The sequence below is a fragment of the Streptococcus mitis genome (genome assembly GCF_002096845.1).
In the GTDB taxonomy this organism is placed as follows: domain Bacteria; phylum Bacillota; class Bacilli; order Lactobacillales; family Streptococcaceae; genus Streptococcus; species Streptococcus mitis_A.
In genome coordinates this window covers 48441-61801 of the sequence record NZ_NCVK01000003.1, presented here as the reverse complement: position 1 = coordinate 61801, position 13361 = coordinate 48441, and the positions used below count along the sequence as shown (strand labels likewise).

9 protein-coding genes and 1 pseudogene are annotated in these 13361 nt (G+C 40.3%); 9 read left to right on the top strand and 1 reads right to left on the bottom strand.

What is annotated here, in order from left to right; genetic code table 11:
- Positions 1-253 precede the first annotated feature (253 nt).
- From dapB to B7695_RS00985, 3 genes are read left to right on the top strand one after another with little or no spacing between them, the layout of a single operon-like run.
- On the top strand, positions 254-1021 hold the full coding sequence (dapB, locus tag B7695_RS00995; RefSeq protein WP_084889361.1) for a 4-hydroxy-tetrahydrodipicolinate reductase: 768 nt from the start codon (positions 254-256) through the stop codon (positions 1019-1021).
- Complete coding sequence (locus B7695_RS00990) at positions 1018-2217, top strand: CCA tRNA nucleotidyltransferase (protein ID WP_084889360.1); 1200 nt, start codon at positions 1018-1020, stop codon at positions 2215-2217. Before dapB ends, B7695_RS00990 begins: the two co-directional genes overlap by 4 nt.
- Positions 2214-4085, top strand: coding sequence for an ABC-F family ATP-binding cassette domain-containing protein (locus B7695_RS00985; RefSeq protein WP_084889359.1), 1872 nt, complete (start codon positions 2214-2216; stop codon positions 4083-4085). The genes B7695_RS00990 and B7695_RS00985 overlap by 4 nt, the downstream gene beginning before the upstream one ends.
- Positions 4086-4121: 36 nt before the next feature.
- Here the strand turns inward: B7695_RS00985 and mntE are convergent, their stop codons facing one another.
- Positions 4122-5306, bottom strand: coding sequence for a CDF family manganese efflux transporter MntE (gene mntE, locus B7695_RS00980; protein ID WP_084889358.1), 1185 nt, complete (start codon positions 5304-5306; stop codon positions 4122-4124).
- A gap of 176 nt (positions 5307-5482) precedes the next feature.
- Between mntE and B7695_RS00975 the strand changes: the two genes are divergently transcribed.
- The 6 genes and pseudogenes from B7695_RS00975 (at position 5483) to B7695_RS00950 (ending at position 13353) form a co-directional block, all read left to right on the top strand.
- On the top strand, positions 5483-7093 hold the full coding sequence (locus tag B7695_RS00975) for a hypothetical protein (RefSeq protein WP_084889357.1): 1611 nt from the start codon (positions 5483-5485) through the stop codon (positions 7091-7093).
- Between the two features lies 1 nt (position 7094).
- Positions 7095-8126 (top strand): acyltransferase family protein, encoded by a 1032-nt coding sequence (locus tag B7695_RS00970; RefSeq protein ID WP_084889356.1) that lies wholly within the window; start codon positions 7095-7097, stop codon positions 8124-8126.
- Positions 8119-9105: a glycosyltransferase family 2 protein gene (locus B7695_RS00965; RefSeq protein WP_084889355.1), complete on the top strand. Its 987-nt coding sequence runs from the start codon at positions 8119-8121 to the stop codon at positions 9103-9105. The genes B7695_RS00970 and B7695_RS00965 overlap by 8 nt, the downstream gene beginning before the upstream one ends.
- A 221-nt stretch (positions 9106-9326) precedes the next feature.
- Positions 9327-12023 (top strand): cation-translocating P-type ATPase, encoded by a 2697-nt coding sequence (locus B7695_RS00960; protein ID WP_084889354.1) that lies wholly within the window; start codon positions 9327-9329, stop codon positions 12021-12023.
- 12 nt (positions 12024-12035) lie between these two features.
- Positions 12036-12827: pseudogene (gene yghU, locus B7695_RS00955) on the top strand (glutathione-dependent disulfide-bond oxidoreductase).
- Positions 12828-12942: 115 nt separating this feature from the next.
- Positions 12943-13353, top strand: coding sequence for a peptide deformylase (locus tag B7695_RS00950; RefSeq protein WP_084889353.1), 411 nt, complete (start codon positions 12943-12945; stop codon positions 13351-13353).
- Positions 13354-13361: the final 8 nt, after the last annotated feature.

The window sequence follows — 13361 nt, the reverse complement described above, 5'->3', positions numbered from 1 at the left end:
CTAGTTAAGAAGTTAGCAGTTGAACACGCCTGGAACCCTCTGTGAAAAAGATAGTTCTTCCAAGGAGTAGACACTTCTTGATCAAAACTCCTATTTTCACTTTGTGTTCCTACAGGTTTTGTATCTTAGCAATTGAACACGGACTACCTGCCTCTTGAAAAAAGATGCCTGTCTGGCCTTTCGTGGAAAGTCAGCGCCATTCCCTATTTTTCATGGGCAGCTAACGTCCTTTGTATCTTAGACAGGAGTAGAGATGAGTATTCGAGTAATTATTGCTGGTTTTAAGGGAAAGATGGGCCAAGCTGCTTGTCAGATGGTCTTGGCTGATCCAGACTTGGACTTGGTAGCAGTTTTGGATCCTTTTGAGTCTGAGTCAGAATGGCAGGGTATTCCTGTTTTCAAGGATAAGGCTGATTTAGCAGGCTTTGAAGCGGATGTCTGGGTAGATTTTACTACTCCAGCTGTTGCCTACGAAAATACACGTTTTGCTCTTGAAAATGGCTTTGCTCCAGTAGTTGGAACGACAGGCTTTACTAGTGAAGAAATTGCAGAGCTAAAAGTATTTTCTCGTGCTCAAGATTTGGGTGGTTTGATTGCTCCTAACTTTGCCTTGGGTGCTGTCTTGCTTATGCAATTTGCGACGCAGGCTGCCAAATATTTCCCAAATGTGGAGATTATCGAGCTCCATCATGACAAGAAAAAGGATGCTCCTAGTGGAACAGCCATTAAAACAGCTGAGTTGATGGCAGAAGTTAGAGAGTCTATCCAGCAAGGTGCGTCTGATGAGGAAGAATTGATTGCAGGTGCCCGTGGTGCTGACTTTGATGGCATGCGCATCCACTCAGTTCGTTTGCCAGGCTTGGTAGCACATCAGGAAGTCATTTTTGGCAATCAGGGAGAAGGATTGACACTCCGTCATGACTCCTATGATCGCAGCTCCTTCATGACAGGGGTCAATTTGGGAATTAAAGAAGTTGTCAAGCGTCATGAGCTTGTCTATGGATTAGAACACTTATTATGAGATTAACGCAAATGCCTTCTGAATTTCAGAAGGCTTTACCAGTATTAGAAAAAATTAAAGAAGCAGGTTTTGAGGCCTATTTTGTTGGAGGTTCTGTTCGAGATGCCCTCCTCAATCGTCCCATCCACGATGTGGATATTGCGACGTCTTCCTATCCAGAGGAGACCAAGCAGATTTTTTCGCGAACAGCTGATATCGGAATCGAGCACGGAACCGTCTTGGTCTTAGATGGGGATGAGGAGTATGAGGTAACCACCTTTCGGACAGAGGATGTCTATGTGGACTATCGCAGACCAAGTGCGGTTTCCTTTGTGCGTTCGCTAGAAGAAGACCTCAAACGCCGTGATTTCACAGTCAACGCCTTTGCCTTGGATGAGACAGGAGAAATTGTTGACTTGTTCCATGGTTTAGAAGATTTGGAAAATCAAGTCTTACGAGCAGTTGGAGTGGCTAGTGAGCGTTTCAACGAAGATGCTCTGCGGATTATGCGTGGTTTCCGTTTTCAGGCCAGCCTTGGCTTTGAACTTGAGTCAGAAACATTTAAAGCTATGAAGACCTTAACGCCGCTTTTGGAGAAAATTTCTGTAGAGCGTACCTTCGTCGAGTTTGATAAACTCTTGCTGGCTCCGTTTTGGAGAAGGGGCTTGGCTTCCATGATTGAGAGTCAAGCTTATGACTATCTCCCTGGTATGGCAGCTAGCCAGGACAAGCTCAACAGACTGTTTGATTTAGAGACTGATTTCACCTTTGAATCTTCAGAGCAAGCTTGGGCGGCTCTACTGTGGGCTTTGGAGATTGAAAATGCACAGCCCTTTTTGAAGGCTTGGAAGACCTCACGTCAGTTTGCCAAGCAGGTACAGGATTTACTGACTATTTTGGCCTTGCGTGAAAAGGGAAAATTGAGTAAGCGTGATTGTTACCGATTTGACTTGAATTTGCTTTTACAGGCTGAAAATCTTCGTCAGGCCCAAGGAAAAGAAGTCAACCCACAAGCCATCACAGAAACTTACCAGAGTCTGACCATTCATGATAAGAAAGAAATTCAGATTAATGGTGGTATTTTGATCAAGGAATATGGCTATCAGCCGGGACCAGACTTGGGAGAGATTTTAACAGAGATTGAGTTTGCTATTGTCGATGGAGAATTGGAAAATGACCGTCAAGCCATCCATGCTTATCTAAGGGAGAAAAAATGAGTGATTTTATCGTTGAAAAACTAAGTAAATCCGTCGGTGATAAGACCGTTTTTAAGGATATTTCCTTTATCATCCATGACTTGGATAGAATTGGTTTAATCGGTGTCAATGGGACTGGTAAGACCACCCTTTTAGATGTTCTTTCTGGTGTTTCTGGATTTGATGGGGATGTTAGTCCCTTTTCAGCTAAGAATGATTACCAGATTGGTTACTTGACTCAAGATCCTGATTTTGATGATAGCAAGACGGTCTTGGATACGGTTCTATCTAGCGACCTCAAGGAAATCCAGCTTATTCGTGAGTATGAACTTCTCATGCTCAACTACAGTGAGGACAAGCAGGCGCGTTTGGAACGAGTCATGGCAGAAATGGACTCCCTCCAAGCTTGGGAAATTGAGAGTCAGGTCAAGACGGTTCTTAGTAAGCTGGGTATTCAGGACTTATCCACTCCAGTTGGGGAATTGTCAGGTGGTCTGAGAAGACGAGTTCAGTTGGCGCAAGTCTTACTTGGCAACCACGACCTCTTGCTTCTCGATGAGCCGACCAACCATCTGGACATTGCGACTATTGAGTGGCTGACCCTCTTTTTGAAAAATTCCAAGAAGACCGTCCTTTTTATTACCCACGATCGTTATTTCCTAGACGCTTTGTCAACACGGATTTTCGAGTTGGACCGAGCAGGCTTGACCGAATATCAGGGAAATTATCAGGATTATGTTCGCCTTAAGGCGGAACAGGACGAGCGCGATGCGGCTCTTCTCCACAAAAAGGAACAACTTTATAAGCAAGAATTGGCCTGGATGCGCAGACAACCGCAGGCGCGTGCGACCAAGCAGCAGGCTCGTATCAATCGTTTCCACGACCTGAAAAAGGAAGTTTCAGGCGGAGTTGCTGAGACAGACTTGACCATGAACTTTGAAACCAGTCGTATTGGGAAGAAAGTCATCGAGTTTCAGGATGTTACCTTTGCCTATGAAAACAAGCCCATTTTGCAAGATTTTAATCTCTTGGTGCAGGCTAAAGACCGTATTGGAATCGTTGGGGACAACGGTGTTGGGAAATCGACTCTCCTTAACTTGATTGCAGGAAGTCTTGAACCGACAGCAGGGCAAGTTGTGATTGGAGAAACAGTTCGTATCGCCTATTTCTCTCAGCAAATTGAGGACTTGGATGAAAGTAAGCGAGTGATCAATTACCTGCAGGAAGTGGCAGAGGAGGTCAAGACCAGCGGTGGTTCTACGACTTCGATTGCAGAGCTGCTGGAGCAGTTTCTTTTCCCACGTTCGACGCATGGAACCTTGATTGAGAAATTGTCTGGGGGAGAGAAAAAACGTCTTTATCTCCTCAAACTGCTCTTGGAAAAACCAAATGTTCTTCTCTTGGACGAACCGACAAATGACTTAGATATTGCGACCTTGACAGTTTTGGAGAATTTCTTGCAAGGCTTTGCTGGTCCAGTTTTGACTGTTAGTCACGACCGCTATTTCTTGGATAAGGTAGCGACTAAGATTCTCGCTTTTGAGGATGGCAAGATTCGTCCTTTCTTTGGTCATTATACCGATTATCTTGATGAAAAAGTCTTTGAAACAGAGATGGCCAATCAGGTGCAAAAAGCCGAAAAGGAAAAAGTGGTCAAGGTCAGAGAAGACAAGAAACGCATGACTTACCAAGAAAAGCAGGAGTGGGCAAGTATTGAAGGTGATATTGAAGCCTTGGAAAACCGTATCGCTGCTATTGAAGAGGAAATGCAGGCCAACGGCTCTGACTTTGGCAAACTGGCTACTCTTCAGAAAGAGCTAGATGAGAAAAACGAAGCACTCCTTGAAAAATACGAACGCTATGAGTATCTAAGTGACTTTGATAGCTAGAAGAATAGAAAAATCCCGTCTCATGACAGGATTTCTCTATTCTTTTTTAGTTTCTTGATGAAAGATATTTTGCCAAGTTTCGTGGCGACGCCAGATACTGGTATGGACGATACCATCTAACTCATAGCAGATGAGTTTGGTCTTCTGACTGATGGAAGTGATTTGAATGTCCTTGATAGCAGAATTCAACTCTTTTTCGGCTTTATAGGTCTCTTTATCCATCTGTTCTCCATCTTGACGAATATAGACAAAATCGTCAGCCAAGAATTCTTCCAGTTGATTTCCCTGATCAATCAATTGCTCGCGCATAAGCAATTTTTTATAGACATTGTCTAAAATTTCATCTTCAGGGATAGGCGCTGGCTCAATATGGACATCGGTATCAAAAACCCCAAAACGTTCCTCCAGCATAGACTCGACCTGATCCGCGATTTCATGACTCTCAAAAACAGACAGGTCAGGGTTCATCTCTAGCGTAATATCCAGGTAGATGTTGCTACCGTAGGTACGACCTCTTTGGGACTTAACCTTGCTGATTTTGGGAATTTCCATAATGGCCTTTTGATAATCCTCAAGCAGACGGTCGTCAAAACCATCTGAAAGACTAAAGGAAGACTCGATAAAGATATCATAGGCAGTTTTCAAGATAAAGAAGGTGATGATGATAGCAACCAGTTTATCCACAATGGGATAATTGAAACTGCTAGCTAGGATGGCAATAGTAGTACCAAGTGAGGTGACAGCGTCAGAAAGATTGTCCTTAGCGGCAACCTTGAGGGCCTTGGAGTTGGATTTCTTACTGAGGCGAGTATTGTAGAGATAAACTACAAACATAATCGCTGCAGAAATGATTCCTAGGGTTGCACCAAGAGGGTCAATGACCGTTTCTTCATGACTGAGAATTTTTTGAATGGTATCCCGAAGTACATCGAAACCAACATAGAACATGATGATGGAAGTGATTAAGCTAGCCAAATCCTCAATCTTCCAGTGGCCAAAACGGTGGTCTCGGTCAGCAGGTTGGCGGGCCATTCGAATTCCAATCAAGAGGGCAATATTTCCAATGATGTCCGACACGTTGTTGAAACCATCGGCTACCAAACTGGATGAATGAAGAAGATGACCAGTTGCTAATTTGGCTGCAGACAAGATCAAATAGGTCGAAATACTGATAATGGCCCCACGTTCAGCTAACTTGAGATTTGAGATAGATTGCTTCATTCAACTTCCTTTCTAGTCACATAGCATTCTACCATTATACTGGTTTTCAAGGGAAAATTCAAATAGGACGGATAAAACTAAGCTAAAACTAAGAAAATACAAAGCAGAAAATGCTTTTTTTTTTTAGGAAATATGATAGAATTGAAGGATAATATTTATTCGAAAGAGAGCTTGTAATGATAAATAAAAATATGGTCAGTAGGCTACTTAACTTAAGTTTTTTATTTTTGCCATTTTTATTTTTTTATTTCTATATATCAATGAGAGGTTTTGAATATCCTGTTGTAGATGATATCATGGTAAATCAAACTATATTATCTGGGGGAAATATGTTATTACCTTATATGGGAATTCTATTATCTTCCGGTTTAGTTTTATTGCAACAAATTTTTACAAATTGGAATATTTATTTTTGTTTTTTAGTTAGTATTTACTGTATTAGTTTTGGTGTCTATGCAATCTTTTTTTATAAGAAAAAACTGTATCTTTTGCTTCCAATAGTGTTTTTAGCTCAATTGATACTTATTAAATATTTTTCTTTTTCCGTTATTGCATATTTATCAGCTACAGCAGCAACTTTTTTACTATTTGACAAAAGGTATATTTCAGGACTATCACTATTATTCATTGGTTTATCAATTAGACCTCAGATTATATCTAGCTTTATTTTACTGTTATTCCCTTTTCTGATCTTTGAGTGGATATGTTCTAAAAAAAGAAAAGAAATTGTTTTATTATTTAGTGTCATTTTACTCATTTTTGCTTCCAATAGACTATATACACTGGGGAAAGCTGATGTACAGGAGTATTTGATATGGAATTCCCTAAGTACGAATTTGAGAGATTATCCTGCTATTGATTATCAAAGACATGCGAATGAATTTAAAGCTTTGGGGGTAAGTGAGAATGATTTGAATGTCTCCACCTATTGGTTATTTGCTGAAAAAAAAGCTTTAAGTAATACTCTTTTAACAAACATTCAATCTGTTCGTTCTCTTCCAGAGAAATACTCGTTTAATCTGCATCAAATGATATCAGATTTTTTTAAGAATAGTATTCTGACAACCTTCTCTTTAATGCTGATTGGTTGGTTTTTGATTTTTAAGCCTAAGAAGCTATACGGATGGTTTGTACCGATTTTCCCTTTACTTTTAATTGGAGCTCTTTTTGTTAGACAGAGGGTAGTAGAGCGCGTATATATCCCTCTAATAGTATGTTTTTTATTAGTATTTATTTTTTATGCTCGATCATTTTATGAAAAAAGAAGTTTATTTGATAAGAGGCAGGTGTTTCTTAGCATACAAATAATGGGAATACTAGGAGGAGCGGTATGGATAAATAAGCTTGGACAAGAACTGTATTGGTTTCCCTATATTCAATCGTCAATAGTATCAGAATACCAAGATCTTGTACAGAAAAATTCAGATAAACTTATTATTTTTGGTGGATATGGTACTCTGGTAACTTCACAGCCTACATTGTCAACATTTAAATTAAGATCTAATCAGTTAGTGACAAATACGACAACATTAGGGAATTGGCAAACTTTTTCTCCTCATTATTATCAACAAATGAAGAAATACGGAGTTGAAGATCCTGAAAATCTGTTGTCTTCTGCAATCAACAATCAGAATATTCTCTTCTTTTGGTCCACTTCCTCAGGGAATATGGATAGTGTTAAAAAAATTATGAAAGAACATTATCAGAAGGATGTTTACTTTGAGGAAGTTGAATCAGTCACTTCAGATATGAGCGTTTATCGATTAAAATTAGGAACAGGAGGATAGTATGAAGAACCGAATTGGTTACATAGATATGTCTAAAGGTTTAGCGATTATATTAGTTATCATTGGACATAGTAGCTTCGTCCCAAATAATGCTAAGTTGCTTCTCTATGCATTCCACATACCATTGTTCTTTTTCTTATCTGGTTTTACTTTGAATATTAGAAAGTATGAAACTTTCTCAGGCTATTGTTTAAATAAGGTAAAGAGTTTAGTCGTTCCTTTTTTCCTGTTGAATAGTTTTGTTTTTCTGTTTCAACTTTTTGTCATGTACCCTGATCAAGTTTTGAGTTTCAATATTCTTCATTTTATAAAACAGTTACTGCTTTCAGATCGTTTGCATATTTATTTTCAATTGTGGTTTTTGAATGTTTTGTTTTTGTCTCATGTTTTTAGCTACTTTATTTTAAAGAGAAGATGGAATGTGGGTCAGTGGGTGATAATAATCCTATCTCTCTTGGTTTTAGTTTATCTTGGACAGAAGGTATATAATAGGGAGTATTATTTGATTTGGAATATTGATTTAGTTCCTGTTGCTCTGATTTTCATCTTACTGGGAGTATGGACTAAGAATAATTTACATCAATTAGAAAAGTATTTTTCAATTTACTTTTTACCGATAGGCCTTATTCTTACCAATTATAGTAGTAAACTAAACTATCGAGTGAGTGGCTATCAAATTGTTGATTTGTATTATCAGCAAATTGGAAATCATTTCTTATTTTACTTGGCAGCTATTTCAGGAATTTGGAGTGTTCTTATATTTTTTAAAACACTTCCAGAGAGTTCCATTATGAAATCAATCGGACAAAAAACATTGATTTATTATGGAGTCCATTCGCCGATAGTTCTGGTATTGGTAGAAAAATTAGTTAAAGAGTTGTCTACTAAATATACTGGAATTTTTGTTAATCAATATATAACAACAATTTTTGTAGCCATATTGACAATTTTGGGCTGTGAATTGATAGTCAGGATGTTTAGAGGAACTAACTTTCCTTTTGGGTTAAAAAGATTAGGAGAAAAAGATGAGTAGACAAAAGCCAATTTTATATATAGTTATTCCATGTTATAACGAAGAGCAAGTCTTACCACATACTAATCCAATGTTTGTTGAAAAAATTGAACAATTAGTAAAGAAAGAAGAAATCCATCCTCTTAGTAAAATCATGTATGTAAATGATGGTAGTAAGGATCGGACTTGGGAACTGATTGAAAGTTATGCTAATTCCATTCCTTCTGTAGTTGGTGTGTCGCAAAGTCGTAATAGGGGGCATCAGAGTAGCGTTCTTGCAGGTATGTATGAAGCTATTCAGTTTGCTGATATAGTCATTACCATTGATGCTGATGGACAAGATGACATTAATTGCATGGACAATATGGTTTCGGAGTATAAAAGTGGTTCGGAAATTGTCTATGGTGTACGGGATAATCGTGACACGGATTCTGCTTTTAAACGAATTACAGCTGAAGGTTTCTATAAGGTACTACGCTTATTTGGAGCAGAAGTTGTTTTTAATCATGCCGACTATCGATTGGTTTCTAAAAGATTCTTAAAGGAATTAGAAAAATTTACTGAAGTCAATCTTTTTCTTCGTGGTTTAATGCCTTTAGTTGGCTTTAAATATTCTTACGTTTCGTATAAGCGCCATGAACGAATTGCTGGCGAGAGCCATTACCCACTTTCTAAAATGCTTGGTTTAGCTATGGATGGAATTACCAGTTTATCAATCAAACCGATTCGGTTGATTACAAGCCTTGGTGTTTTGACGTCACTCTTTAGTTTTCTATTGATTATTTGGGTTATATGGAGTAAGTTTGCTGGTACGGTTGTGGCTGGCTGGGCGAGCACTTATGTAATAGTTAGCCTACTTGGTGGAGTTCAATTGATTAGTTTGGGTGTAATTGGTGAGTATGTTGGAAAGATTTATCTGGAGACAAAACGCCGTCCTAGGTATATTATCAGTGATCGTACTTTTGATATAGATAGTGTTTCATCGGATTTTAATCCTTGAAAACTCCCCAAAATTTGGTATAATAGTACTACTCAAGGGAGTAGCTGGCAGAAACCTGTGATAGTGTCGTCATTCCGAATTTTATACTGAAAAGTATGCTTTCCGGCACTATCTTAAACAGCGAGACTTGTTATGATTAACAGGTCTCTTTTTGTTTGTCGTGAAAAGATACGATGAGAAATAGAGGGCCTGTTTTGCACACAATGTCAAGGAGGAGACACATGTCAAAAGAACAAAAACGCCAAGCGTTTTACACTCAGAGTCCTGAAGAGGTCTTGAAGGCTGTGGATGCGACCGAGCAAGGTTTGTCATCAAGTGAGGCGGAAAAGCGCCTTGCCGAATTTGGCCACAATGAACTCGAAGAAGGCGAGAAACGATCAATACTGGTCAAGTTCATCGAGCAATTTAAGGATTTGATGATTATCATACTAGTTGCGGCCGCTATCTTATCAGTCGTGACTTCTGGTGGGGAAGATATCGCAGATGCCATTATCATCCTAGCCGTGGTTATCATCAATGCTGCCTTTGGTGTTTACCAAGAAGGAAAAGCAGAAGAAGCTATCGAAGCCCTCAAATCCATGTCTAGTCCAGCTGCCCGCGTTCTTCGTGATGGGCATATGGCGGAGATTGACTCTAAAGAATTGGTACCAGGTGATATCGTCGCTCTCGAAGCTGGTGATGTAGTACCTGCAGACCTACGTTTGCTAGAAGCCAACTCTCTTAAAATCGAAGAAGCAGCTCTTACAGGTGAGTCTGTTCCAGTAGAAAAAGACTTGACAGTCGAGCTTGCTGCAGATGCAGGTATTGGTGACCGTGTCAATATGGCCTTCCAAAACTCTAACGTGACCTATGGTCGTGGGATGGGTGTTGTTGTCAATACAGGGATGTACACTGAAGTTGGTCATATCGCAGGTATGCTTCAAGATGCGGATGAGACTGATACACCACTTAAACAAAACTTGAACAACCTTTCTAAGGTCTTGACCTATGCTATCTTGGTCATTGCCCTTGTTACTTTTGTAGTTGGAGTCTTCATTCAAGGAAAAAACCCACTTGGTGAGTTGATGACCTCTGTTGCGCTTGCCGTTGCAGCCATTCCAGAAGGGCTTCCTGCTATCGTAACCATCGTTCTTGCCCTTGGTACTCAAGTTTTGGCCAAACGTAACTCTATCGTTCGTAAATTGCCAGCAGTAGAAACACTTGGTTCAACTGAAATCATCGCTTCTGATAAGACTGGTACGCTGACCATGAACAAGATGACCGTCGAAAAAGTCTTCTACGATGCAGTCCTACATGACTCAGCTGATGACATTGAACTGGGTCTTGAAATGCCCCTACTTCGTTCAGTTGTCTTGGCCAATGACACGAAAATCGATGTGGAAGGAAACCTAATTGGTGATCCAACAGAAACAGCCTTCATCCAGTACGCCTTGGACAAGGGCTACGATGTTAAAGGATTTTTAGACAAATATCCTCGTGTAGCTGAGTTGCCATTTGACTCTGACCGTAAGCTCATGTCAACGGTTCACCCATTGCCAGATGGTAAATTCCTTGTGGCGGTTAAAGGTGCGCCAGACCAACTTTTGAAACGTTGTGTTCTTCGTGATAAGGCTGGGGATATTGCTCCGATTGATGAGAAGGTTACAAACCTCATTCATACAAACAACTCTGAAATGGCCCACCAAGCCTTGCGTGTCCTTGCAGGTGCTTATAAGATTATCGACAGCATTCCAGAAAACCTCACTTCTGAAGAGCTTGAAAATGATTTAATCTTTACTGGTTTGATTGGGATGATTGACCCTGAACGTCCTGAAGCTGCTGAGGCTGTTCGTGTGGCTAAGGAAGCTGGAATCCGTCCAATCATGATTACAGGTGACCACCAAGACACCGCAGAAGCTATTGCTAAACGTTTGGGAATCATTGATGCAAATGATACAGAAGGACACGTTTTAACTGGTGCCGAACTCAACGAACTTTCTGATGAAGAATTTGAAAAAGTAGTTGGTCAATACTCTGTTTATGCCCGTGTGTCTCCAGAACACAAGGTTCGTATCGTCAAGGCTTGGCAAAAACAAGGTAAAGTCGTTGCTATGACAGGTGACGGTGTCAATGATGCGCCAGCTCTGAAAACAGCAGATATCGGTATCGGTATGGGAATCACTGGTACAGAGGTTTCTAAGGGTGCATCTGACATGATTCTTGCAGATGATAACTTTGCGACTATCATCGTTGCAGTTGAAGAAGGACGTAAGGTCTTCTCAAACATTCAAAAGACTATTCAGTACCTACTTTCTGCCAATACTGCTGAAGTATTAACCATCTTCCTATCAACCTTGTTTGGTTGGGACGTCTTACAACCAGTTCATCTCTTGTGGATCAACTTGGTAACGGATACCTTCCCAGCTATCGCTCTAGGTGTTGAACCTGCTGAGCCTGGTGTCATGAACCATAAACCACGTGGACGCAAGGCAAGCTTCTTCTCAGGTGGTGTTTTTAGTTCTATCATCTATCAAGGTGTACTCCAAGCAGCTATTGTTATGAGTGTTTATGGCCTTGCGATTGCTTACCCAGTTCATGTTGGTGACAATCATGCCATTCATGCAGATGCTCTTACTATGGCCTTTGCAACCCTTGGTTTGATTCAGCTCTTCCATGCTTACAATGTCAAGTCTGTTTACCAGTCCATCTTGACAGTTGGTCCATTCAAGTCTAAGACCTTCAACTGGTCTATCTTGGTATCCTTCATCCTTCTCATGGCAACAATCGTTGTAGAACCACTTGAAGGAATCTTCCATGTAACCAAACTAGACTTGTCACAGTGGGGAATCGTTATGGGCGGAAGCTTCTCAATGATTATCATCGTCGAAATCGTTAAATTTATCCAACGCAAACTCGGCTTTGACAAGAATGCGATTTAAGGGAGGTTTCTGATGTCAGCTTATCAATTACCGACCGTATGGCAGGATGAAGCTAGTAATCAAGGAGCCTTTACGGGATTAAACAGACCTACAGCAGGTGCACGTTTCGAACAAGACTTACCAAAAGGAGAGCAACCTTTTCAGCTTTATTCACTGGGAACACCAAATGGTGTGAAGGTCACTATCTTATTGGAAGAATTACTAGAAGCTGGTTTTGAGCAAGCGGCTTACGACTTGTATAAGATTGCTATCATGGATGGGGATCAATTCGGTTCAGACTTCGTAAAGCTCAATCCAAATTCCAAGATTCCAGCCTTGTTGGATTAGTCTGGGACTGAAGAAGTAAGAGTCTTTGAGTCTGCTCATATTCTTCTTTACCTTGCTGAGAAATTTGGAGCCTTTTTACCAAGCAATCCTGTGGAAAAGGTAGAAGTTTTGAATTGGCTATTCTGGCAAGCAGGTGCTGCACCTTTTCTAGGTGGGGGATTTGGACATTTCTTTAATTATGCCCCTGAAAAATTGGAATATCCAATTAATCGTTTTACGATGGAAGTGAAACGCCAGTTGGATTTGTTGGATAAGGAATTGGCTCAGAAACCTTATATTGCAGGCAATGACTATACGATTGCAGATATTGCTATCTGGTCTTGGTATGGACAGTTAGTTCAAGGAAATCTTTATCAAGGTTCTGCAAAATTCTTAGATGCCTCAAGTTACCAGAATTTAGTAAACTGGGCAGCAAAAATTGCCAATCGTCCAGCTGTTAAGCGTGGTATGGAAGTAACTTATAAAGAAATTAAATAGCAAAAAAGTCATCTTCGGATGGCTTTTTGCTACAGTTGAGGGAAAGGGCTTGCAGTTATCGGCTTTTGTGCTATAATTGCTATAATATAGTAAACATCAAGAGGAGTGTGAGGAAGTGGAAAAGAAAATTGTGAAGGATATCTTATTTTTATCTCAGGTGTCTCAGCCGGCAAGTCAGGAAGATCTGTATCTTGCCAGAGATTTACAAGATACGCTCTTAGCAAATCGTGAGACCTGTGTCGGTCTGGCTGCCAATATGATTGGGGTGCAGAAGCGCGTGATTATCTTCAATCTTGGCTTGGTTCCTGTGGTCATGTTTAACCCAGTGCTCCTGTCCTTTGAAGGAACTTATGAGACAGAGGAAGGCTGTTTGTCCTTTGTAGGTATGAGACCTACTAAGCGTTATGAAACCATAACCGTTGCTTATCGTGACAGTAAGTGGCAGGAACAGACCATTACTTTGACAGGATTCCCAGCCCAGATTTGCCAGCATGAACTGGATCACTTGGAAGGACGAATCATTTAGGAGGAAAG

Bases quoted from the DNA above. Each gene is read 5' to 3' on its own strand.
- dapB (WP_084889361.1), top strand. From the start codon at position 254: ATGAGTATTCGAGTAATTATTGCTGGTTTTAAGGGAAAGATGGGCCAA.
- B7695_RS00990 (WP_084889360.1), top strand. From the start codon at position 1,018: ATGAGATTAACGCAAATGCCTTCTGAATTTCAGAAGGCTTTACCAGTA.
- B7695_RS00985 (WP_084889359.1), top strand. From the start codon at position 2,214: ATGAGTGATTTTATCGTTGAAAAACTAAGTAAATCCGTCGGTGATAAG.
- mntE (WP_084889358.1), bottom strand. From the start codon at position 5,306: ATGAAGCAATCTATCTCAAATCTCAAGTTAGCTGAACGTGGGGCCATT.
- B7695_RS00975 (WP_084889357.1), top strand. From the start codon at position 5,483: ATGATAAATAAAAATATGGTCAGTAGGCTACTTAACTTAAGTTTTTTA.
- B7695_RS00970 (WP_084889356.1), top strand. From the start codon at position 7,095: ATGAAGAACCGAATTGGTTACATAGATATGTCTAAAGGTTTAGCGATT.
- B7695_RS00965 (WP_084889355.1), top strand. From the start codon at position 8,119: ATGAGTAGACAAAAGCCAATTTTATATATAGTTATTCCATGTTATAAC.
- B7695_RS00960 (WP_084889354.1), top strand. From the start codon at position 9,327: ATGTCAAAAGAACAAAAACGCCAAGCGTTTTACACTCAGAGTCCTGAA.